Annotated in this window: 26 protein-coding genes; 6 read left to right on the forward strand and 20 right to left on the reverse strand. The window is 47.9% G+C overall.

Going from position 1 to position 22,788, the window contains the following annotated elements; genetic code table 11:
* Positions 1-45 precede the first annotated feature (45 nt).
* The 4 genes from AC2204_RS19220 to bepA form a co-directional block, all read right to left on the reverse strand.
* On the reverse strand, positions 46-483 hold the full coding sequence (locus tag AC2204_RS19220) for a DUF2069 domain-containing protein (RefSeq protein WP_413466725.1): 438 nt from the start codon (positions 481-483) through the stop codon (positions 46-48).
* Complete coding sequence (gene wrbA / locus AC2204_RS19225) at positions 476-1,060, reverse strand: NAD(P)H:quinone oxidoreductase (RefSeq protein WP_318927466.1); 585 nt, start codon at positions 1,058-1,060, stop codon at positions 476-478. Before wrbA ends, AC2204_RS19220 begins: the two co-directional genes overlap by 8 nt.
* Positions 1,060-1,410 (reverse strand): arsenate reductase (glutaredoxin), encoded by a 351-nt coding sequence (gene arsC, locus AC2204_RS19230; protein WP_318927468.1) that lies wholly within the window; start codon positions 1,408-1,410, stop codon positions 1,060-1,062. The genes wrbA and arsC overlap by 1 nt, the downstream gene beginning before the upstream one ends.
* 118 nt (positions 1,411-1,528) lie before the next feature.
* Positions 1,529-2,986, reverse strand: a complete 1,458-nt coding sequence (bepA, locus tag AC2204_RS19235) for a beta-barrel assembly-enhancing protease (RefSeq protein WP_318927469.1) — start codon at positions 2,984-2,986, stop codon at positions 1,529-1,531.
* A gap of 363 nt (positions 2,987-3,349) precedes the next feature.
* Between bepA and AC2204_RS19240 the strand changes: the two genes are divergently transcribed.
* Positions 3,350-3,577: a sulfurtransferase TusA family protein gene (locus tag AC2204_RS19240; RefSeq protein ID WP_318927470.1), complete on the forward strand. Its 228-nt coding sequence runs from the start codon at positions 3,350-3,352 to the stop codon at positions 3,575-3,577.
* A gap of 8 nt (positions 3,578-3,585) precedes the next feature.
* On the forward strand, positions 3,586-4,659 hold the full coding sequence (locus AC2204_RS19245) for an AI-2E family transporter (RefSeq protein ID WP_318927471.1): 1,074 nt from the start codon (positions 3,586-3,588) through the stop codon (positions 4,657-4,659).
* 130 nt (positions 4,660-4,789) lie between these two features.
* Here AC2204_RS19245 and AC2204_RS19250 read toward each other — a convergent pair whose 3' ends face one another.
* The 3 genes from AC2204_RS19250 to AC2204_RS19260 are packed head-to-tail and all read right to left on the reverse strand — an operon-like array spanning position 4,790 to position 7,884.
* The gene (locus AC2204_RS19250; protein ID WP_318927472.1) at positions 4,790-5,065 is read right to left on the reverse strand and encodes a hypothetical protein; all 276 of its coding nucleotides are present in this window, start codon (positions 5,063-5,065) and stop codon (positions 4,790-4,792) included.
* Positions 5,065-7,620: a ferrous iron transport protein B gene (gene feoB, locus AC2204_RS19255; protein ID WP_318927474.1), complete on the reverse strand. Its 2,556-nt coding sequence runs from the start codon at positions 7,618-7,620 to the stop codon at positions 5,065-5,067. Before feoB ends, AC2204_RS19250 begins: the two co-directional genes overlap by 1 nt.
* A gap of 21 nt (positions 7,621-7,641) precedes the next feature.
* Positions 7,642-7,884: a FeoA family protein gene (locus AC2204_RS19260; protein ID WP_318927475.1), complete on the reverse strand. Its 243-nt coding sequence runs from the start codon at positions 7,882-7,884 to the stop codon at positions 7,642-7,644.
* Between the two features lie 255 nt (positions 7,885-8,139).
* Between AC2204_RS19260 and AC2204_RS19265 the strand changes: the two genes are divergently transcribed.
* Positions 8,140-8,454: a hypothetical protein gene (locus AC2204_RS19265; protein ID WP_318927477.1), complete on the forward strand. Its 315-nt coding sequence runs from the start codon at positions 8,140-8,142 to the stop codon at positions 8,452-8,454.
* A 47-nt stretch (positions 8,455-8,501) separates the two neighbouring features.
* Positions 8,502-9,290: a DUF4198 domain-containing protein gene (locus AC2204_RS19270; RefSeq protein ID WP_318927479.1), complete on the forward strand. Its 789-nt coding sequence runs from the start codon at positions 8,502-8,504 to the stop codon at positions 9,288-9,290.
* A 78-nt stretch (positions 9,291-9,368) separates the two neighbouring features.
* On the opposite strand, the gene bcp is transcribed toward AC2204_RS19270, so the two are convergent.
* Both bcp and AC2204_RS19280 read right to left on the reverse strand, forming a co-directional pair.
* On the reverse strand, positions 9,369-9,839 hold the full coding sequence (gene bcp, locus AC2204_RS19275; RefSeq protein ID WP_318927481.1) for a thioredoxin-dependent thiol peroxidase: 471 nt from the start codon (positions 9,837-9,839) through the stop codon (positions 9,369-9,371).
* A gap of 11 nt (positions 9,840-9,850) precedes the next feature.
* Positions 9,851-10,390 carry an ACT domain-containing protein gene (locus AC2204_RS19280; RefSeq protein WP_318927482.1) on the reverse strand — a complete coding sequence of 180 codons (540 nt, stop codon included), beginning with the start codon at positions 10,388-10,390 and terminating at the stop codon, positions 9,851-9,853.
* A gap of 161 nt (positions 10,391-10,551) precedes the next feature.
* Between AC2204_RS19280 and dapA the strand changes: the two genes are divergently transcribed.
* Entirely contained in the window at positions 10,552-11,433 is an 882-nt protein-coding gene (dapA, locus tag AC2204_RS19285) for a 4-hydroxy-tetrahydrodipicolinate synthase (RefSeq protein WP_318927483.1), read from the forward strand.
* A gap of 30 nt (positions 11,434-11,463) precedes the next feature.
* Complete coding sequence (gene bamC / locus AC2204_RS19290; RefSeq protein WP_318927484.1) at positions 11,464-12,492, forward strand: outer membrane protein assembly factor BamC; 1,029 nt, start codon at positions 11,464-11,466, stop codon at positions 12,490-12,492.
* Between the two features lie 102 nt (positions 12,493-12,594).
* Here bamC and lipA read toward each other — a convergent pair whose 3' ends face one another.
* The 11 genes from lipA to AC2204_RS19345 form a co-directional block, all read right to left on the reverse strand.
* Positions 12,595-13,566, reverse strand: coding sequence for a lipoyl synthase (gene lipA / locus AC2204_RS19295; RefSeq protein ID WP_318927486.1), 972 nt, complete (start codon positions 13,564-13,566; stop codon positions 12,595-12,597).
* Positions 13,567-14,211, reverse strand: coding sequence for a lipoyl(octanoyl) transferase LipB (lipB, locus tag AC2204_RS19300; RefSeq protein ID WP_318927488.1), 645 nt, complete (start codon positions 14,209-14,211; stop codon positions 13,567-13,569). It lies immediately after the preceding gene.
* Between the two features lie 164 nt (positions 14,212-14,375).
* The gene (ybeD, locus tag AC2204_RS19305; RefSeq protein ID WP_318927490.1) at positions 14,376-14,654 is read right to left on the reverse strand and encodes a DUF493 family protein YbeD; all 279 of its coding nucleotides are present in this window, start codon (positions 14,652-14,654) and stop codon (positions 14,376-14,378) included.
* 214 nt (positions 14,655-14,868) lie between these two features.
* Positions 14,869-16,044, reverse strand: a complete 1,176-nt coding sequence (locus AC2204_RS19310; protein ID WP_318927491.1) for a serine hydrolase — start codon at positions 16,042-16,044, stop codon at positions 14,869-14,871.
* Positions 16,045-16,247: 203 nt separating this feature from the next.
* Complete coding sequence (locus AC2204_RS19315) at positions 16,248-17,051, reverse strand: septal ring lytic transglycosylase RlpA family protein (RefSeq protein ID WP_318927493.1); 804 nt, start codon at positions 17,049-17,051, stop codon at positions 16,248-16,250.
* The gene (gene mrdB / locus AC2204_RS19320) at positions 17,052-18,173 is read right to left on the reverse strand and encodes a peptidoglycan glycosyltransferase MrdB (RefSeq protein ID WP_318927495.1); all 1,122 of its coding nucleotides are present in this window, start codon (positions 18,171-18,173) and stop codon (positions 17,052-17,054) included.
* Positions 18,170-20,089, reverse strand: coding sequence for a penicillin-binding protein 2 (mrdA, locus tag AC2204_RS19325; RefSeq protein WP_318927497.1), 1,920 nt, complete (start codon positions 20,087-20,089; stop codon positions 18,170-18,172). The genes mrdB and mrdA overlap by 4 nt, the downstream gene beginning before the upstream one ends.
* A 6-nt stretch (positions 20,090-20,095) precedes the next feature.
* Entirely contained in the window at positions 20,096-20,566 is a 471-nt protein-coding gene (rlmH, locus tag AC2204_RS19330; RefSeq protein WP_318927499.1) for a 23S rRNA (pseudouridine(1915)-N(3))-methyltransferase RlmH, read from the reverse strand.
* A gap of 7 nt (positions 20,567-20,573) precedes the next feature.
* Complete coding sequence (gene rsfS / locus AC2204_RS19335; protein ID WP_318927501.1) at positions 20,574-20,891, reverse strand: ribosome silencing factor; 318 nt, start codon at positions 20,889-20,891, stop codon at positions 20,574-20,576.
* Between the two features lie 136 nt (positions 20,892-21,027).
* On the reverse strand, positions 21,028-22,059 hold the full coding sequence (gene holA, locus AC2204_RS19340; RefSeq protein ID WP_318927502.1) for a DNA polymerase III subunit delta: 1,032 nt from the start codon (positions 22,057-22,059) through the stop codon (positions 21,028-21,030).
* Positions 22,056-22,766, reverse strand: coding sequence for an LPS-assembly lipoprotein LptE (locus tag AC2204_RS19345; protein WP_318927504.1), 711 nt, complete (start codon positions 22,764-22,766; stop codon positions 22,056-22,058). Before AC2204_RS19345 ends, holA begins: the two co-directional genes overlap by 4 nt.
* Positions 22,767-22,788 lie beyond the last annotated feature (22 nt).

A 22,788-nucleotide genomic window follows, 5' to 3' on the forward strand; every position in this document is an offset into this window, starting at 1 on the left:
TTCGTTCTAAAAAAGGCGCCGTCAGGCGCCTTTTTTTGTAAGAGATTACTTCTGTCCGTGGGCTTCTTTTTCTTCTTTTTCGACCTGAGAGAGACGTTTTAATCCCGTCCCTAATTCTTTGCCGCGAATACGGGCAAACAGGATATTGGTGACAAAAGCCCAGGATACCAGGCCTAATTCCACCCAAGCTAACCAGCGCTCGCCACCATCAACCCATAAAATGGTCAATGCGTGAAGAAAATAGAACATCAGAATGAAGTTAGCCCAGGCATGAGTGTAGGGCTTTCCTTCAAGGATGCCCTTTAAAGGCAACAGCAGCGGTAATACCCACATGATCGCAATCACATAGCTGTTCAGGTGAGGGTGAGGCGAAATCATAGTCTGCCATAACCCCACCCACAGAATGAGGGACAGGTTAGCGATCAAAGTGATATACCGCAGATTTTGTGTTCTAGGGCTCATTTTTGTCATGTCATCATCCATTTAGCTTATGCGCTGTCCATGCCAGTCGTTTTCCAAGGGTTTGTGCCAATGCTGCTTCGTCAGGGTGAATGTGTTTACTTTGCCCCTCATTCAGATGTGACGCCCCATAAGGCGTACCGCCATGGCGGGTGGTATGCAGCAGAGGCTCTGAGTAGGGCAGGCCTACCACCAGCATCCCGTGGTGGAGCAGGGGCAGAAGCATCGATTGTAAGGTCGTCTCGTGTCCGCCATGCATCGAAGACGAAGAGGTGAACACGCAGGCCGGTTTGCTAATTAATGTACCAGAAAGCCATTGGGCGCTGGTACTGTCGATAAAGTGCTTGAGAGGTGCGGCCATATTGCCAAAATGAACCGGGCTGCCTAGTGCTAATCCGGCACATTGCTGAAGATCGGTGTGAGTGGCAATCGGGTCGCCTGCTTGTGACGATCCCGCTAATTGCCCCTGGGGATCAATATCGGCCACGGTGCGTAATACGGCTTCACAACCAGCAACCTGCTCAATACCACGCGCAATATGGCGTGCTAACTGACGGGTATTGCCGTGACGGCTGTAGTAGATCACCAGGATTTTCAGCATTATAGAATGTCCAGTACTTGCTCGGGAGGGCGGCCCATTGCGGCTTTGTCACCGTTCACCACAATCGGGCGTTCGATAAGTTTAGGGTTCGCCGCCATGGCGTTAAACAGTTGATCATCTGTGACGCTGTCTTCGCCCAGAGCAAGCTCTTTATAGGTATCTTCTTTGATACGCATCATGTCACGAACAGAGCTATAACCGAGCTTGGCGAATAAGCCTTTCAGCTCATCTGCCGTTGGTGTGTCATCAAGGTATTTCACAATTTCTGGGGCAATGCCTTGCTCTTCAATCAGCGCAAGAGTTTGGCGGCTTTTTGAGCAACGCGGGTTGTGGTAGATAGTCACTGACATTGTTTCTTCCTTTTTAATAATATGTTGCAGTCCCATTGTAGTGGAACTGCAACATATAAAAAAAGAAAAATAGTCACCAGCTGCAATGTTGAAAGATAAGCAGGCCCTCACCTCATAACTATTGCAGATTCTCGAAGCGCTCGCGGGAAAGGCGAAGCTGGTCAATTCTGGCGTCATAACGAGCTTGATCCAATGAATCAATATCGACAATCTGGCTTGCCTGGATATAGTGATTGATCGCTTTGTCCCACTGTGCCCGTAATGCCAGTAATTCGGCACGGGCGGCCAGTTCACCATCGCGTTTTCCGCTATAGGCATAGGCTTGCGCCAGCAGGCTCCAGCCATTGGTATCCTGAGGGCTATCATAGGTGTAGCGGGTCAGAATAGAAATACTGTCCGTCGTCCGACCGGCTTCCTGCAGGGCATGAGCCAGATTTAAGCGCAATACTTTATGTTCCGGGTTCTGCTTTAAAGCGAGCTCTAACCGGTTGATAGCAGAATCATATTTTTTCTGAAACAGATCGAGATCGGTAGCCGAGTCAATGAAAAAGCGGTTGTTGGGTTCGGCAGCCACTAACGGATCCAGTAACTGATGCGCCAGGTTAAACTTGCCAGAATCCATATAAACGAGGGCTTTGCCATAGTTTAGCGCTGTGGTTTGGCTGGAATTCGCTTTTTTCAGCTGGCGATCAAACCAATCCAGTGCTGCATCGCTGTCAATACCGGCAAAGCGCGCAACAATGCGGGCGCGGGCTAACTGGTAACGTTCAGAGGGGGTTACCCTGACGGTCGGGTACTGATTTGCACGGCTACGGGTATCAGAGACACGCGCTTCAGGCAATGGGTGAGTCAACAACATTGCTGGTGGTTTGCTGGCATAACGATACTGATCGGCCAAACGACCAAAAAACTGCGGCATCGCTTGTACGTCAAAGCCTGATTTTGCGAGTGTTGCAATACCAATACGGTCAGCCTCTTTTTCATTACTGCGGGTATAGTTGATCTGTCCTTGCATTGAAGCGGCGGTGGTCGCGTGAATAGCGGCAATACCGGCCTCCGGTGAAGCAATAGCCAGCATCAGAGATCCAATTAGAGCGGCCATTGTCGCAGGCGATTTTTTCGCCTGATCTTCCATGCTTCGAGCAAGATGACGCTGGGTGACGTGAGCAATCTCGTGCGCCACAACAGAGGCTAACTCACTTTCAGTGTTGGCATGTAAAAACAGCCCGCTGTGCAGAGCCACATAGCCACCAAAGAAAGCAAAGGCGTTAATTTCCCGGCTTTGGATCATGAAGAAATTAAAAGGTGTACGAACATCCTCGGCATTGGCGACCAAGCGATGACCTAAGTCCAGGACATACTCTGACAGTAAAGGATCACTGATGACCGGTTTACTGGCCCGCAGCATGCGCATGTATGCATCACCGTATTCCTGCTCTTTTTCTATCGTTAACGTTGATGCTGCTGCTGTGCCGATTTCCGGTAGGGTGTTGAAGTTATCAGCATTTACCGTAAAACTTGAGCCCAATAAAGCACTGATTAAGAGATAGCTTGGCGCTTTAGCAAATCGAAACATGTTAATAATACAACCGCCTTCTGTGGAGATCCCAAGACATTATACCCATGACATTCATCACTGCTGAATGAGCAGTTACTGATGCCATTGAAACTAAGACAACAAAACGTATGACGGGTTTCTTTTTTGTTGAGCCGGTGTCATTTATTATCCCCAAACCGTCTAAAGAAACGAGATTCAGAGCTACGCCGAAAAGGCCACGACCATTGTCTTTTACTCTGTGTCAGCCACTCCCGAAGTAAAATCACTATTGCGTGAAACGGCAACCCTGACTAAAAGGCAAGGAATTCTCGCGGAACTCTGCATCTTGCAGTAGTTTGGGTATACAATACCCTGATGTATAATAACTGTCAGTATACTGGAATGGAAATCCAAGCGCTTAACTTGACATCAGAACGTTGCCCTATGGCACTTTTATTAGCTAAACGAGCAAGTAAAAGCCTTCGCTTTGGCCAAGTTTTGCGGATCCACATCTCAGATCCCGGTGGCAGACAAGATATTCCCCGTTATTTATTAAACCATGGGTTTAATGTTGAGGTGCAAGCTGATGTTTATCAAGAGCTTGTAATTATTGTGACAAAAAGGCTGTAAAGATATTTATGCTGGATATGCTAACTCGCTGGTATCAGCGACGATTCTCTGATCCCCACGCAGTAAGTCTGGTTGCTATTCTGTTAGGTGGTTTTATAACGATCTACTTTTTCGGCCATCTCATTGCGCCATTATTGGTGGCTATTGTACTTGCTTACTTACTTGAATGGCCAGTCATGCGACTAAGTCGCTTAGGGTTGCCTCGCTCGCTATCGGTGATTGTGGTCCTGCTGATTTTTGCAGGCTTAATGGTACTGGCAATCTTCGGTCTGGTGCCGACTATCTGGCACCAGATTAGCAACCTTGTTGCTGATGTGCCAACGATGTTCAACGGCCTGCAGGAGTATGTGTCCAGCCTGCCAGAACGTTATCCTGATCTTGTCCAGCCACATCAGATCGTGACTCTCATGACGACGCTGCGTGAAAAAGTACTGGGAATGGGGGAAAGCGTCGTAAAAGGCTCATTCGCCTCGTTGGTCAGCCTGGCGACACTGGCGGTATATTTAATTCTGGTGCCGTTATTGGTCTTTTTCCTTTTGAAAGATAAACAGGAAATGCTGGCAACCCTGAGTGGCCTCTTGCCGAAAAATCGCCGTTTGGCGAGCAAGGTCGGGGTGGAGATGAATGAACAGATCTCTAACTATATTCGCGGTAAAGTGACTGAAATTTTCATTGTCGGCATTACCAGCTATATCACCTTTGCGGTGATGGATTTACGCTATGCCGTGTTACTCGCGGTGCTGGTTGGTTTTTCTGTGTTGATCCCTTATATCGGCGCGGCGGCAGTGACGATCCCAGTGGCAATAGTTGGTCTGTTTCAGTGGGGATTAGCTCCCGATTTCTGGTGGTTGTTAGTCGCTTACGGTATTATTCAAGCACTAGATGGTAATGTATTAGTACCGGTTTTATTCTCCGAAGCGGTTAACCTGCACCCTGTTGCGATCATCGTGGCAGTCTTGGTTTTTGGTGGACTGTGGGGGTTCTGGGGGGTATTTTTTGCGATCCCGTTAGCGACCCTGGTGAAAGCTGTATGGAATGCCTTGCCCGCTAAAGAGCTCGATGACGAGACGGTGAGTGAATAGGCCGATAGTGCTTACAAGAAGAAATACCGTATTTGGGAAATGCCAGTCTGTTAAACGGACTGGCATTTTTTATTGAAGGTCGGCTATTTTTATTACTTATCCCGGTTGGTATTAGGATGATTTTCTTGATTCAGCCGCTACTCTGATTGGTCGATTTGTTTGTTGCTGTCTTGTTATCAGAGGGGAGAGATATCACTGATATCGTGTCCATCTGCTGACAGCGGGGTTGACGCATTGCTTTGCCGCATCGTTTGCAACCGTCACACCGTCCCTTGTTTTTCCACCACTTAATATAGAGATAAACAAACGCGGCAATGATCACCAGGCCGGCAACAGCGATATCCTCCCAGCTGGTGGTGGCAGTCAGATAAGGTAATACTGCTAAAGTAGAATCTGTATTCGCCATCAGAGCGCTCCGCTATTGTTTAGTGGGGCTGTGTTGTCAGCAGCAGGCATAAGCCTGCGTTTGATGGCCGGATAAAACCCGACGGCGAGCAGCAATGCCAGACCGCTAAAGTACACGCCGCTCATCATAGCAATGCCAGACGCGCCCAGTGCCAGACCCAGACTGTAAGTCGTACTTGCAACGGCCAGTCCCAACGCGGTGGGGAAGATCAGTGAGAGCAGCATCCAGCGATATTGTCCTGTCTGCACCCTAACCATGATCATCGTAGCCAGACATGGCGGATACAGTGCAAAGAACAGGATCATTGCCACCGCGGTGAGTGACGTGATGCCTTCGGTTTGCTCACCCATACGTTGTTCAAGGCTGGCATTCTGATCATCTTCCTGCTGGAACAGTACACCCAGCGTGGCAACACTGCTTTCGCGGGCGGCAAAAGAAGACAGCAGGGCAACGTTAATTTTCCAGTCAAAGCCTGCAAACTGCGTGACTGGTTCCATTGAACGGCCAACAGATCCGAGAAAGGATTTGGTCAGGCGTTCTTCTTTTATTTCCCGGCGAATTGATTTACGGGCGCTAGTCAGATTACGCAATGCTCGATTGGCTTTTTTCGCCAGTAGGTCTCCCTTAGGCGCTTTAACAAATGGGAAGAAAGTCGGGTTACGTTGTTTGAATGTTATATTAACCGCTTTGGAAGCTTCCGCGCCTTTGGCATTTAACTTGGCACGTTTGAAATCGTTGTAATAGTTGACCAGTGATACCAGCTGCTCACCTTGTGCGACATCAAGGTAGGGGTTTCCTGCCATTGCCTTATTGAACTTTTGAATTGCTTGTGCTGAGCGTTGTTGATAGAAGTTGTCTCGCTCAGGGGGCAGGCCTGGATATTGTAGTAGAGTAAAGATCACTACAGATACGGCAATGACAATGGTGCCAACCTTCTTGATGTAAATCCAGGTACGTTCAGTCGAACGGGTTAGCACAGCGCGAACTGTGGGCAGGTTGTAACGTGGCAGCTCTATCACAAATGGGGCACTTTCCTCACCGCGCAATACGGTCAGAGACAACAGCTTGGCAACCAGTAATGCAGCGATAATGGTCATGGTTGAAATGTAGAACATCATCAGTGCTTGGTCCTGCTTGAAAAAGATACCAACCAGCAGGGTATAGAGAGGAACTTTGGCCAGACAGTTCATAAACGGCACAGTGAGTATGGTGGCCATTCTGGCCCGGTGATCCGGAATGCCTTTGGTTGCCATAATTCCGGGTACCGCACAGCCGCCGGCGAATACTCCACTGAGAATGAGCGGCAGAGTGCTCTGGCCATGAAGACCAAAACGATGAAGTACTTTGTCGATCACAAAGGCGATCCGTGCCATATAACCTGAATCCTCCAAAATGGCAATCAGCGCAAACAAAATCAGAAATATAGGAACATAGTTCAATAGAGTATTGGCGGAATCGACGATCCATAGCCCCAGCGATCGGGTATAAGGATCAAACAGGAATCCGGCTTCCGGTAGTAACCCGGCGACGAACTCCCGAAAGTTTGCCAGATACGGCCAAGTATAGTTGGTTAGTGTATAGCCATGGACGATCGCTAGCTGGTAGATCATAAAGACGGTCAGAACCAGGAACACCGGAGCCAGAAAACGATTCAGTACGACTTTATCAATACGTTGTGACACGGTTGGTCCCTGATGCGGTATGACGACAACAGCGTCGGCGAACAACGATTGCACAAAAGCTTCGCGTTGAGCGGCAATGTAGTCATTTATACCGGTTTTGTATTGGCGATCAAACTGTGCGCGCAATACAGATACCATTTCGAGCAGTGGTGCCAGATCGGTTTCTGACAGTCTGTCAGTCAGGTGGCTGATAATCTGGGCGTCATTTTCCAGCAATTTAAGCAGCAGCCAGTAGCGCGGTAGCTCGTCAATTTCTTCCTCAACACTAACCAGTTCGGCATCAATAGTGGCTATAGCTTCCGTCAGCGCAGGATAGTGAGGCAGATTTCCATGCTGAACCGCGGACTTTGTGTTGGCCGTTTTGATTGTTTTCGCTGCGGTCTGAGTTTTTATTACCTCGCAAAGCGCTTCTCGTCCTTCCCCTTTGCGCCCGACAGTGGTCACGACCGGTATTGACAGGCGCAGGCTGAGACGCTCAGTATCAATGGTCATCCCTTGTTTATTGGCAACGTCCATCATGTTCAGTGTCAGCACTGTCGGGCAGGCCATTTCTAATAACTGGACTGTTAAGTGCAGTGAGCGTTTAAGGTTTGCGGCATCGACAACGTTGATGATGAGGTCGGGCTTTTCAAAGCAGAGAAAATTCCGGGCTACTCGTTCTTCAAGAGAGAAAGGCGACAAACTGTAGGTGCCAGGCAGATCAACAGCCTGATAAGGCTGATTCTGATAGCGAAAATAGCCGTATTTCTTATCGACGGTTACCCCTGGATAGTTGGCTATATGCTGCCTGGCTCCTGTGAGAAGGTTAAAAAGCGTGGATTTGCCTGCATTTTGTTGTCCGGAGAGAGCAACCAGTGGCGTGCGATTTGTCATTTTACTTTCCTTTTCCCTGCATTAACACGCTTCGGGGGGAGCGATTGTTACCACTTCAATCCCTGCCGCTTCTGTGCGGCGCAGTGAGATATGGGTATTGTCAATTTTGATTTCGATCGGATCGCCGAGCGGGGCACTCCTGATCATCGTGACAGTGGTATGAGGCATGATGCCTAAATCCATCAGGCGTTGTCTTATCATTCCCGTTGCGCGATGACGGTGAACAACAACAGTTTGATTGGGCTTAATATCGTTTAGTGTCATAAAGGTTACTCACAACCGGCTAAAAAGGAATGCTGTTAAGATAATGCTCATGTCAATATTAGCCTTATAAATCAATCCTATTCAATTCAAATGATAATTATTATCACCATCTTTGATTTACCTCAATAAAAACACGAACAAGAAGGATTCTCATTTGAGTTACTGGTATCTTGCTCTCGGTATTCAGTGTGTTGCTTATTTGTTCGGTTGAATTCGACCGTAATAGGTAACAGAAAATAATAATCAGGTCTCGATATGAATAAAAAACAACTTTCGTTCGCGCTCATGTTATCCATGGTGCCGCTGACTGGTATGGCACATACCCCATTGTGTTCCTGTTATGACAACGGTGACGGCACCGTGTTATGTGAGGGAGGCTTCTCTGATGGTTCTTCAGCGGCCGGTGTTGAAGTTATTGTCGCCGATGCAGAAGATAATCAATTACTTGCTGGCAAGATGAGTGAGGACAGTGAGTTTGAGTTCAACAAGCCGCAAGGCGAATACAAGGTTCAGTTTAATGCAGGCCCTGGCCATCTGGTTGAAATCGGCAGTGAAGATATCACCGAATAATATGCAGTTACTGAGGTATTTCCTCTAAGTAGAAAGGATTGAAATTAATGAAAAAAACACTTGTTACATCACTTAGCTTTGTCGCTCTGGCTATCTCTGGTGCGGCTAATGCTCACTTTCAGCTGGTCTATACACCGGATGTGATTGTGGAAAAACCGACTGAGATCGACATGAAGCTGGTATTCGGTCACCCGATGGATAACGGTCACGTGATGGACATGGATAAGCCAGAGCAGTTCTTCGTTCAGTTCAAAGATAAGCGTATAGATTTGATGGGCAAGCTGAAACAGATCAGCTGGGCGGGTCCGGAAAATACAGCAAAAGCTTACCATGCTGACTACAAAGTGAAGCGCAACGGTGATTACGTCTTTGCCGTAGTCCCTGCACCATATTATGAAAAAGGTGAAGACATTTATATTCAGCAGATCACCAAATCGTATGTTAATAAAGGTGGCCTTCCGACTGGTTGGGAACAGCCACTGGAGCTGGCGACGGAGATTGTACCGCTGAATAAGCCATACCAGGTTTTTGCTGGTGGCACATTTACCGGTCAGCTGCTGAGTGAAGGTAAGCCTGCGGCAGGTGTTGAGTGTGAGATTGAATTTATTAATACTGACATTGACATGAAAGGCAATGCGTTCGGTAAAAAGACGCACCGTGAAGCACCGGAAACGGCAATTGTGGCGATCACCGATCAGGATGGAGAATTCACATTTGGCATTCCAAAAGCCGGGGTATGGGGCTTTGCTTGCCTAGGGTCAGGTCCTGTGACTGAGCATAAAGGTAAAGAGATGTCTCAGGATGCAGTTATCTGGGTGAATGCACAGGAGCTGTAATTTCCCCTCACCGTATTCATAAATCGTTCAGAGACTGAAGGCCCCTGCTGCTGTGCAGGGGATCTTGTCGTTGCCATATTACTGATGGTTGTTGAGGTAGTTCAGCACAATCTCGTGGTGATCTTTGGTTTTGAACTTGTTGAAGACATGTTCAATGATGCCGTCTTCATTGATCAGGAAGCTGACGCGGTGCAGACCGTCGTATACTTTACCCATGAACTTTTTCTCGCCCCAGACACCAAATTGATCGGCGACAGCGTGGTCTTCATCGGATAAGAGGGTGAAATTAAGGTTATCGCGCTCAATAAATTTAGGCAGGCGTTTAACCGGATCAATGCTAATACCTAACACCACCACATTCTTTTCGTCTAACTCTGCTTTACTATCTCGCAGCCCACACGCTTGAACAGTACAACCGGGGGTCATGGCTTTAGGATAAAAATAAGCCAGTACTTTCTTACCCTTAAAATCAGCCAAGTTGACAGGTTGGTTATCCTGATTTAGCAGGGTGAAGGCTGGAGCTGGCATACCAGCGGTCAGAGTCTTCATACAATTTTTCCTTATTGATTATGACCGATGAAATTGACGGTACCGGTGGCAAGGAGATCATGGCAGAGGGCTTCGAACTCTTCTTGCAGAGACATCAAATTACAGCCCTCAGGCAAATTGGTGCTGATCTGTAAAATGAAACGATTTTTCGCATCGTGATTTGGGGATTCCTGGGTATGTGCGCTTAAGGATGAAATATCAACTTTACGGACGGCAAAAAAATGAGTGAAATGCTCGATAATTCCAGAAGTATCATCGACTTCGATGTTAAAATCGGCCGTGTAAGGAAAGAAGCGATCTTTATGTTTCGTCGTTCTTTTCATTACCGTGACTAAATCATGCTCTTGTGCTTTCAACGGCAGGGTCGATTCCACACGGGAAATAGCATTACCGTTACCAGATAGCAACATAATCAAGGTGAACTCAGTGCCGAACAGGGCGAGGCGGCTATCCACAATATTGCAATTACATTGCGTGATGAGCCGGATGATTTCGTCTGAAATACCGGGGCGATCCGTACCAACCGCAGTAATGACCAGGTAATGTTCCATATTTATTCACATCGTTTTGCTATCTTATCTGCATGTTAGCACAGGAAACTGGCCGGGATAATAACCGTATCTATTTAGTTCACTGTTTTACCTGCGATCGCGCTTGAGTTTACGGTCACCGAAAAGTACCATGAATGCTTATATAAAAAGGGGAGATGGGCATGTTTTCAGGAAGCATGGTAGCGCTAATAACACCGTTGGATCAGGCTGGCGAAGTCGATTATGCAAGCCTGGCCAGTTTGGTGGAATATCATATTGCCGCTGGCACGGATGCAATTATTGCCGTTGGCACGACAGGCGAGTCGGCAACGCTGACCGTTGATGAACATGTAAAGGTCGTATTAAAAACATTAGAATATGCCAAAGGTCGTGTGCCTGTTATTGCGGGCACGGGGGCGAACGCAACTCATGAAGCCATCACCTTCAGTAAACTCTTCTCTGGTACGGGAGTTGCGGGCTGTCTGTCTGTCACGCCGTATTACAATAAACCGACACAAGAAGGTTTATTTCAACATTATAAAGCGATTGCGGAAGCGACAGAGCTGCCTCAAATTCTGTATAATGTGCCGGGTCGGACCGCGGTTGATTTATTGCCGGAAACCGTTGCTCGTCTCGCAAAAATAGACAACATCGTTGCAATAAAAGATGCTACAGGCGATTTATCCCGTGTACATAAAACTCGGGAACTTTGTGGCGAAAACTTCATCCAATTAAGCGGTGATGATGCAACAGGTTTAGATTTTGTTGCTCAAGGCGGGCAGGGGGTTATTTCTGTAACCGCGAATGTGGCTGCTGCAGATATGGCAAAAATGTTCAAGCTGGCTCTTAATGGCCAGTTAGAGGCCGCGAAAGAAATTAATGAACGCTTAATGCCGTTGCACAAACACCTTTTTATCGAATCGAATCCAATTCCAGTCAAGTGGGCCGCCCATAAACTGGGGTTGATTGAGCATGGGTATTTGCGTTTGCCGCTTACAGAATTAAGTGAGTCAGCACAGCCAGTCGTTATTCAGGCTCTTAAAGATGCCAATGTGCTGCTGTAGTTTGCAAAAGCGTAGGAGCGCGAAGCATAAATGAATTGTAATTACAGGCTTGTATTAACTGCTGTTATGGTTGCCAGTTTGGCTGCCTGTTCTGGTGGTGCAGAGCGACGTCGTCAAGCAAATCAGGATTTTACCTATCTCGATTCAAAGCCATTAGAAAACTGGACTTTGCCTGCGGGAGCTGAACCATTTGCTGCCGCAGACTACGCTATTTCTGATCAGAGGTACCAAGGTGAAATAGGGCCAGCGGTTGATATTCGCCCACCACAACAGGTATTAGCGCTTATTCCTGGTGCCCGAAGTGTCCAAGATGCCGATGGCGTCACGTTGTTATTGCCTAAGCCGGCCGTTTTAGCCCAAGTATGGTCGTTAACTCAGCGTATTATTGCTGACAGGAATATCAGTCTTCGTAGCCAGTCAGCGAATGCGATTGAGACGGATTGGATCAATTGGATGAATGACGACGAAGAAGCTGAAGTCGGTAGTCGTTACCGGATTGAGAAATCCTCCGATCCTGAACGTAATAGCTTTAAGATTTCGCTGGTTGACTGGCGGGAAGGCGGTGTTGAAAAACCCGTATCGCTCGTTAATAAAGAGCGTTACAGTATTTTGATGACCAACCTGGTGACATCGCAGTATGATCAGTTGCTTCGTGATGAAGCGCGTGTTCGTGCCGAGGAACTGGTCAAACAGATCCCGATCTCAATAGGTAAAGATCGCAGCGGACTGCCTGTGATTATTGCGCGTGCACCTTATAACGTATTCTGGGAACGTCTGCCACCGCTGGTCAGTGAGCTTGGTTTCACCGTTGAAGGCCGTAACCGTTCACAAGGTGCGGTGGAAGTGAAGTTCCGCTCTCCTGATGATGAACTCTGGACTGAACTGGGCGTAAACCCCATTATGCTCGACGACAGTACGTATAAATTACAACTGGGTGATTTAGGCAATCGGACATCAATGAGTGTGACGGATTCAAATGGTAAGCCGATCAGCGAAGAAGCATTAAATACGATAGCACTTGTATTTTCTGCTGCTATTGAGCGCGCAAATAGCCAATAGTAGAAGTATTGCGAAGTATAAAAAACCGCTTTGGCTTGTGCCTAAAGCGGTTTTTCTTTTTAAGAAACTAGAAACTAGAAACTAGAAACTAGAAACTAGAAACTACTTAATCTCAATACCTTTTGCCTGCAGGTCGGCATGGTAAGAAGAGCGTACAAATGGACCACATGCAGCGTGAGTAAAGCCCAGCTCTAAGGCAATTTCTTTTAGTTCATCAAACTCTGATGGCGGAACATAACGTTCGACCGGCAGGTGATGACGGCTTGGTGCCAGGTATTGTCCCAGAGTCAGCATGGTAACACCATGTGCACGTAAGTCTTTCAAGACCTGAACGATCTCTTCTTTGGTTTCTCCCAGACCCATCATCACACCTGATTTGGTCGGGATCTCCGGGTGCATTTCCTTGAATTTCTTCAGCAGATCCAGAGACCACTGATAGTTAGCGCCCGGACGCGCTCTACGGTACAGCCGAGGGGCGGTTTCAAGGTTATGGTTAAAGACATCCGGCGGATTATCACGCAGGATCTCGAGTGCATTATCCATCCGTCCACGGAAATCTGGCACCAGTGTTTCAATTCGAATATCAGGGTTTTTCTGTCGAATTTCACGGGTACAGTCAGCAAAATGCTGGGCACCGCCATCTCGAAGGTCATCGCGGTCTACAGACGTAACCACGACGTATTTAAGCTTCATATCTGAGATGGTTTGAGCGAGCTGTACCGGCTCTTCTGCACTTGGCGGCAGCGGTCGGCCATGGGCAACATCGCAGAATGGGCACCGGCGAGTACAAATGGCGCCCAGGATCATAAAGGTTGCCGTACCGTGGTTAAAGCATTCAGCCAGGTTAGGGCAAGAAGCCTCTTCGCAAACAGAGTTGAGATTATTCTTACGCATAGCAGCTTTAATTTCTTGGATACGTTTGCTGTCTGATGGCAGCTTAATTTTCATCCATGCAGGCTTGCGTAATACGTCTTTGGGGGCCGCCTCTTCTGCAACATGACGTACAGGGATCAGAGCCATCTTGTCGGCGTCACGGTATTTGACACCCTGTTCGATTTTTATTGGTTTGCTCATTTAACTGCTCTCCGTTATCCACTCAATGCTCTGGTAATCGAGCAATTTTGTCAACTCTTCAACAAGTACAGGCTGAACTTCCAGTAATTCAGAAGGGCCATTCAACAAGGACAACTGCGTCATTTCCATGCCAGCATAACCACAAGGGTTAATGCGCAGAAATGGTGTCAGATCCATATTGATATTGAGCGCCAGGCCATGAAAAGAGCAGCCACGCCTGATACGTAACCCGAGTGAACAAATCTTCTTATTGTCGACATACACACCTGGGGCATCTGGACGGGCATTAGACTCTACCCCAAAATGGGACAGGGTATTAATGACGGTATTTTCAATATGTGTAACCAGTTCACGCACACCCAATTTGATCCTTCTCAGATCAATCAGGATATAAGCGACTTGCTGGCCCGGGCCATGATAGGTTACCTGCCCGCCACGATCGCTTTGTACCACAGGGATGTCACCGGTATGCAACAAGTGCTCTGCTTTACCGGCCTGCCCCTGAGTAAAGACAGGGTTGTGTTCAACCAGCCAGATTTCATCCGGCGTTTGTGGTGAACGTTGATCGGTAAACGTCTGCATAGCCTGCCAGGTTTGTTCGTAATCCCGTCGGCCAAGGTTTCGAATGATGAGATTTTTTTGCAATTTATCACACCCATATGGTAACCAGGCAAAGCCTGAATGAACGAATCCAGCATAACATACCGCATAGGGCAAAGCTTCTGGGGGATTATAAAGCTTGGCGGCTGAATTATCAGCCGCCAATTTTGTAGGGGTATTCGTTTACTTGATCTTTCGCGAACCCAGGCTCAGAGTACCACGCGAACGATGTCGATATCGCCAAGCTCTGCATATAGCGTCTCTACCTGCTCGATAGAAGTCGCGGTAATGGTCACTGAAACGGCACTGTAAGTGCCTTTGCCACTTGGCTTAACCGTTGGCGAATAGTCGCCTGGCGCGTGGCGCTGGATGACTTCTACAACCAGATCAGGTAATTCTGGTTTATTGAACCCCATTACCTTGTAGGAGAACTTACAAGGGAATTCAAGTAGGTCTTTTAGTTTTGGTTGCGTTTGTTGCTGTTGCATTCTGAACTCCAGGGGTCCGCATTCGGTATGACTGAATGTAATATCTGGCTGATTATTGTCTGTGGGTACGTAACCACTCAGATTGATATTAGGCGAGCATAGTAATGTGTCAGTAACCAGAAAACAAGTATCGGGGGAAACAGGTTGTAGGACAGTGTGTAAAGAAAAAGGCGACCATTGTGGTCGCCTTTGTACGGAACTGTGTGGGATTTGATTAACTTAACCAGCTTTTAAACAGCATCATGATGTAGTCAATCAAGCGGCTGAAAATCCCGCCTTCATTGACATCGTTAAGAGCGAGTAGTGGATATTCAGCGATATCTTCTTCGCCAACACGATAATATAGTTTTCCTACCACATCGCCTTTCGCGATGGGTGCCTTCAACTCTTTTTCAAGAATAAAGCTGGCTTTTAAGTCTTTTGTCTGGCCGCGAGGCAAAGTGACAAAGGTATCTGCACTGACGCCCAGTGACACTTCATCAATGTCACCCATCCAGACTTTTTCTGTCACAAACGTTTCGTTAGCTTTGTGTGGCGAAACTGTTTCGAAGAAACGGAAGCCATAGTTAAGAAGCTTCTTACTTTCGGCTTTACGGGAATTGGCACTTTGGGTTCCCATTACCACGGCAACCAGGCGCATTCGACCTTCAGTTGCGGTGCTTACCAGGCTATAGCCGGCATTGTCGGTATGACCTGTTTTCATGCCGTCAACATTTAAGCTGTTATCCCATAGCAGGCCGTTGCGGTTGTACTGGGTTATACTGTTGTACGTGAATGACTTCTCTTTATAGATAGCAAACTCGTCTGGTACATCTCGGATCAGAGCCTGACCAAGCAGGGCCATATCATACGGTGTGGTGTACAGGCTATTATTATCAAGGCCATGAACATTGGCGAAATGGGTGGAGTCCATACCAATGGTTTTCGCCCATGCGTTCATCAGATCAACAAAGGAATCTTCTGATCCGGCGACGTGCTCAGCCATCGCCACACATGCATCGTTACCCGACTGGATAATGATACCGCGGTTCAGATCGGCGACTTTGACCTCACTGCCGACTTCGATGAACATTTTCGAAGAGCCAGGGAAATTCTTTGCCCAGGCATTTTTGCTGATGACAACAGTGTCATCCAGGGAAATATTGCCACGTTTAATTTCTTGGCCGATGACGTAACTGGTCATCATTTTGGTAAGACTGGCTGGCGGTATTTTATCGTTAGCTTTGTTACCAGCCAGGATTTTACCTGAATGGTAATCCATCAACACATAGCCTTTTGCGGCAATTTGAGGTGGATCAGGCACCACAGCGGGTGCAGCGACTGCAGAAGCAGAGACCAGCATCAACGCCGAGATGGCTAAAGTTCGGGAAGTTGCAGCAAATTTATTCATGATTGTTGTAACTTAATTTGTCGATTACAAAAAACTGTACACACTATATCAGATTGAAAATTCTGAACCAGTTGAGAAAGGGCGAGATGTCGAAATCTTGACATTAATTATCACCGAGATTGAATTGTTTGAGACATTGTTATTCCTAAACCGTATCACTGACTGTTGTGTATGATAGTCGATAGCTATTTGACCCGTATTTTCTATTTCGGTTCCAACTCTCGTTGAGTTGTGATGATAAACGCTTTCGGATAGTTATTTGCTTTCGCTTTATCCCGGATCTCAATTGCTTCATCACGATCAAGGTAAGGGCCTAACCGTACCCGATAGACAGCAGCTGACTCGGCTTTTTTTAGATCCACCGGCGTGGCAAAGGTTTCCGCCAATTTATCGGCTACCAGCCGGGCTTTATTTTCATTGCTTACTGCAGCTAACTGCACGTAGTAATAATTAGGATTTGCTGTTTGCCATTCATCGGGTGAGGCAGGTTTCGCCACCTGGATCAATTCTATTTTGACGGGGGCGGTACCGTCTTTGATGACGTCCAGTTTAGATGCCGCAGCCATGCTTAAGTCGATGATCCTACCATTATGAAACGGGCCCCGGTCGTTAACCCTGACGATGGCTGTTTTCCCGTTTTTCTGATTGGTCACTTTGACATAACTCGGCAAAGGCAGGGTTTTATGGGCTGCTGTCATCGAGTACATGTCATAGATTTCACCGTTTGAGGTCTTATGGCCATGAAACTTCTTGCCGTACCAGGAAGCATGCCCTTCTTGGGTGAAGCCTTCCTGGTTGGTCACGATCGTGTAATCTTGATCGCGCAAGGTGTAATTTTTATTGCCTGCCAGGCTAATGGGCTCATAGCGAGGCTGGGCGTCTTCAATATGCTCCAGAGTCGGTGAATTCTCCGGAGCCGCATCGTCAGCGATATCGTAGCGTTCTTTGCTTGGCGCTGAGCTACAGCCGGCTAGCAGTAATAAAAAAAGAAAGGATAATGCACGCATTTAGGTCGCCTTCGACAACATTTTTCTATGAGTATGAATAGACATTAGAATGCCAAAACCAGCCATCAGGGTCACCATGGATGTCCCGCCGTAACTTATTAAAGGTAGTGGTACCCCAACAACAGGTAATATGCCGCTTACCATGCCAATATTAACAAAAATGTAAACGAAGAAGCTCAGAACGATACTGCCGGCCATCATTCGGCCAAAGGCCGTTTGGGCACGGCTGGCCAGCAGTAATCCCCGGCCGATAATAAACAGGTAGATGGCCAGCAGGCAAGCGACACCGGCTAATCCCCATTCCTCCGCAATCACGGCGAAGATAAAGTCAGTGTGGCGCTCGGGTAAGAATTCAAGTTGTGATTGTGTGCCGTGGAGCCAGCCTTTCCCGGCGATTCCGCCTGAGCCGATGGCTATTTTGGATTGAATAATATGATAACCCGCGCCCAATGGATCGGACTCTGGATTAAACAGGGTCAGTACGCGGGTGCGCTGGTAGTCGCGCATTAAGAAAAACCACAAGACCGGAATAAATGCCCCGAGCAGAACCGCGGCGGCTGTGATGATCCGCCAGCTAATGCCTGACAGGAACAGAACGAAAATACCGGATGCGGCAATCAGAATGGATGTGCCTAAATCCGGTTGTTTGGCGATCAGGATCGTCGGTACAAAGATCATCATCAATGCCACGACAATGTTGCGGAAACTTGGCGGCAGCGGTTTATTACCAATGAACCGAGCGACCATTAAGGGCACGGCCAGCTTGATCAGCTCTGACGGCTGGAAACGGACAAAACCGAGGTTAAGCCAACGCTGCGCTCCTTTTGATGCTTCGCCAAATACCAGTACGCCAAGCAACAGTATCAATCCGATCCCGAACAAGTAAGGTGCCCAGGCTTCATAATGACGCGGAGCGACTTGGGCTAAGATAAACATGATGCCAAGGGACAAACACATACGAACAGCCTGCCGTTCCATCATTGGCAGGCTCTGGCCGCTGGCACTGTACATTACCAATAAGCCGAAGCCCATCAGGGCCAAAATACCTAATAGTAGCGGCATGTCCAGATGTAAGCGGTCACTGAGGGAGCGTTTATTCCCTGTTGTAGCCATCACACTCATTGATTTACCTCGGCTAACTGGGGTTTCAGTAATATATGGTCGAAAATCTTACGTGCCACCGGGCCACCATTGGATGAACCGCCTCCGGCATTTTCCAGAACCATTGATACCACGATTTCTGGGGCTTCAAAAGGAGCGAAAGCGGTAAACAATGCGTGATCTCGCAGGTGTTCTTCCAGCTCTTCAGCGTTATATTTCTGATCTTTAGCTAAACCGAATACCTGAGCAGATCCCGACTTCCCCCCCGCCTGGTAAGGGGCGCCGTAGAATGCTCGCCTTGCGGTGCCTCGGGTACCGTAAAGTACGCGATGCATACCTTCTTTGGCAATATCCCAATGCTTTTGTTCGACACCGGAAATTGGCGGATATTCATCGAAGACGGCTGGTGTCTCGCTTTCATCCTCAATAATGTTTTTTAACAAATGAGGCGGACGCACAATACCGTTGTTAACCAGTACCGTGGTTGCCTTGGCAATCTGTAATGGCGTCGATGTCCAGTAGCCTTGTCCGATACCGACAGGAATGGTATCACCCTGGTACCAAGGCTGACGAAAACGGGCTTGTTTCCATTCACGGGTCGGCATATTGGCTTTACTCTCTTCGTGGATATCGATACCGGTGTATTCACCGAAGCCGAATTTAGCCATCCAGCTCGACAGGCGATCAATGCCCAAATCGTAAGCTATCTGGTAGAAGAAAGTATCAACGGATTCTTCAATCGCTTTATCTATATTGACTTTGCCGTGCCCCCAGCGTTTCCAGTCACGGAACGGACGGCTATTGGAGTTTGGTATTTTCCAAAATCCCGGATCGTTTCGGGTGGTTCGCGGGGTGATCACCCCTTCAGTCAGTGCGGCGACAGAGATCATCGGTTTAATGGTTGATGCTGGCGGGTAAATACCCAGTGTGGCCCGGTTAACCAGCGGGCGGTTTATATTATTAAGCAGCTGATTGTATTGTTTGTTGGAGATACCATGAACAAACAGATTCGGATCATAGCTCGGGCTGGACACCATGGCCAATACGGCCGAATCGCGAGGATCCAGAACCACCACAGAACCGCGCTTATAGGTGATAGCTTCTTCACCGGTATCGGGATCTTGTTTTCGTTCGGTCAGCAGTTCTCTCACATACAGCTGTAACTCAATGTCGATATTGAGCTTGATATCTTTACCTGGAATTGGCGGGACGTATTTCAGGGTGCGAATAATACGACCACGGCTATTGACTTCGACTTCCTGATAGCCGGATGTACCATGAAGCAGCTCTTCATAGTATTTTTCGATCCCTAGCTTGCCGATATCCCGTGTGGCTTTGTAGTTGCTGATTTTTTCTTCTCGTTCCAAGCGCAGGAGATCACGGTCGTTGATTTTAGCAACATAGCCTAAAACGTGAGTGAGCGAGTCACCGTAAGGATAATGGCGCTTGAGGTAGGCTTTGACTTCTACCCCGGGGAATTTGTGCTGATTGACAGAAAACAGCGCAACTTGCTGTTCCGATAACTGATTTAGAATTGAGACAGATTTAAAGCGGCGGCTGCGTCGGCGCTCATTCTTAAAGCTTTCAATCTCCTCGGCAGTGATCCCCAGCAGAGATTGCAGGCGAGCAAAAGTATCTTCGAGATCCGATACTTTTTCGGTGGTTATTTCGAGGGCGTAAATCGGGCGATTTTCGGCCAGCAGTACACCGCTGCGGTCGTAAATCAGGCCGCGGTTAGGGGCGACCGGGACAATTTTGATTCGGTTGTCGTTAGAGCGCGTTTGATAGTCGGCATGTTGGTTGACCTGAATGTGATACAGGTTGGTAAGCAGTACACCGACCAGTACCACGATGCCGATAAATGAGACAAGAGCCCGGCGAAAAAAGAGTGCCGACTCAGCCCGATGGTCGCGGATCTGGGTTCGCTTTTGTCTCATTGACACTTATTCCCTGTGATAAGGATGATTGGCGGTGATACTCCACGCGCGGTATAAACTTTCGGCCATTACAACCCGTACTAACGGATGTGGTAGCGTTAACGGAGATAAAGACCAGCTTTGCTCTGCCGCGGCCTTACATGCCGGGGACAGTCCTTCCGGACCGCCGATCAGAATGGACACATCACGTCCATCGAGCTTCCAGCTGTCAAGTTGCTGGGCTAATTGCTCGGTATCCCAGCGTTTTCCCGGAATATCCAAGGTGACAATTCGGTTACCTTTAGCCACAGCGGCTAACATGGCTTCGCCTTCTTTTTGTAAGATGCGAGCAATGTCAGCATTTTTCCCCCGTTTTCCGGCAGAAATCTCAATTAACTCCAGTGGCATATCTTTAGGGAAGCGACGGCTATATTCTTTATAACCGTCTTCGACCCATTTTGGCATCTTAGTGCCCACAGCAATCAGTTGAAGCTTCATGGTTGGTTTAGCTCCAAAGCTTCTCCAGCTGGTAGAGTTCACGCGTTTCTTGCTGCATCACGTGCAGCATTACGCTGCCCATATCAACAATCACCCATTCAGCATCATCTTCACCGCTGATACCAAAAGGAGGGTAGTCAATCAATTTAGACTCTTTGTCGACATTATCGGCAATAGAAGCCACATGGCGGTTAGATGTACCGGTACAGACAACCATCAAATCGGTGATGCTTGATTTACCGCGTACGTCCAGTGTCACTATGTCCTGAGCTTTCATATCGTCAATTTTATTTACAATAAAGTCGTGTAGTTCTTGAACCTGCAAAGGTATCCCCTCATTTGAGTGAAATATGAAAATAATTCAGTGGCCAGATAGATCTGAGTCACAATTTAGCGGCGCAGTATATCACTCGCGATAAAGTCATTAAAAGCTTTATACCGATTGGTCGTCGATAGCATTGTTAAAATTTAGCCATTGTTGTATGGGTCGGGATACCACACATTTCAGCACATAATGCACTTAACGCTGGCCAGGGATTGCTGTCAAAATCCGTTTTCACTTGTACTTCGAGCAAGGCTAATCGCTGCAGGAGCTGGATCAATGTTGCCAGCGGCAACCGATGTAATGCGCCAATAAAGATTTCGCGGCGGCTTTGCCACACTCTGAACTGTTCAAAAATGATGTTCAGAGGGGTTCCTTTCTTGCCCATTTCCTGCATTTTGTACAGCTGGGTTAATTCACGCTGTAGGGTGCGCAGTAAGATGGTGGCTTCCACCCCTTCGCCTTCCAACTGTCTTAATATCCGTTGGCTGCGCTTGGCCTGGCCCGCAAGCAGGGCATCAACCAATTGAAATGGCGTGTAGTGATTATGGCGGCTCAGGGCCTCTTCCAAGCGTAAAACAGTCAGTTCACCATCAGGATAGATCAATATGAGTTTCTGCAAGCTTTGAGCCAGCGCAAATAAGTTGCCTTCGTGCCACTGTGCCAGCATAAGTACGGATTCATGATCGGGCTTTAAGCCTAATGACTGACAGCGGGCTTGAATAAAACGCGGTAAATGGCGCGGATCCGGTGTGTTACATGGAATATAAAGGCCGGTATCTGCTAAGGGCTTAAACCATTTTGCACTTTCTTGCTTTTTATTCAGCCGAGGACCATGCAGCAGTAATAAAATATCGCGGTGTAAACTGGCCGTGACTTCCTGCAGGGCTTTGGCCTGGGTGGGATTAAGACCAGAGTCCGGAATTTCAAGCTCAATAATCTGTTGATCGGAGAACAGACTCATTGCATTGCAGCAATCGAGAACCTGATTCCAGTCCAACTGGTTATCAATGGTGAAGGCATGCCGCTCAGTGAAGCCGGCTTGTTGAGCGTGGTGTTTGATTTGGTCGCCACATTCTTGCTTGATCAGTGGCTCGTTGCCGAAAAGAAGGAAAGCCTGACGCAGCCCTTTTGCCAGTTGCTGCGACAGTTGTTCTGGGTAGATTCTCATTCCGTTTTGTTGTCTAAGTGATTGTTGTCTAATTGTGTGTTGTCCGCGTCGTTAAATAACGCCTTGGCAGCTTGGGTATCTTCTACCGCCTCTGTGGTGATGCTCGTCGATCCTTCTGATGTCGTATCGAGCGTGTCTGCCTCGCTATGCATCCCGGTATCCAGATCAGCTTGGAACTCTTCTTCGGCCACTTTGTTGAGCACTGCCGTTAAGCGGGCAAGCTGACGCATGATTTGTTGTGCGGCCTGTTTGCGCATAACATCTTCAAGCTCATCCTGTTCAACCGATTTTGCCAGGGCTGTGAGTGGGTTATCCAAAAAGGTCCGAGTGACTTTGGTGGTGAATGTCTGTGCGCCTTTTTCTGGCACAACGACTCGATAGTTAACCGTGTAGATAAGTTCATACTCAGCTTTACCACTGTTCTGGTACAGCGATAAGGTACGCTCACCCGTTGATTCACCGATCAAATGCAGGTTTGGGACGGTGGCCGCGGGTGGAACCGATTCAATGCCATGCAGTTCAAACTGCGACTCGACAAGACGGGTCAGCTGACCATATTTATCAAAGCTGGTGAGGGACAGTTTGGCGATATCGTCAGGCAGCATATAGTTGCCACGAAGGTGAAAACCACAAGAAGCAGTGGCAAGGGCCAGTACTGCAACAAACACGGTTCGGATGGCGCTTGGTAGGGGAAATAAAGCTTTCACCGAGTCAGCTCCTGGAAAAAGT

Source organism: Photobacterium sp. (assembly GCF_057456235.1).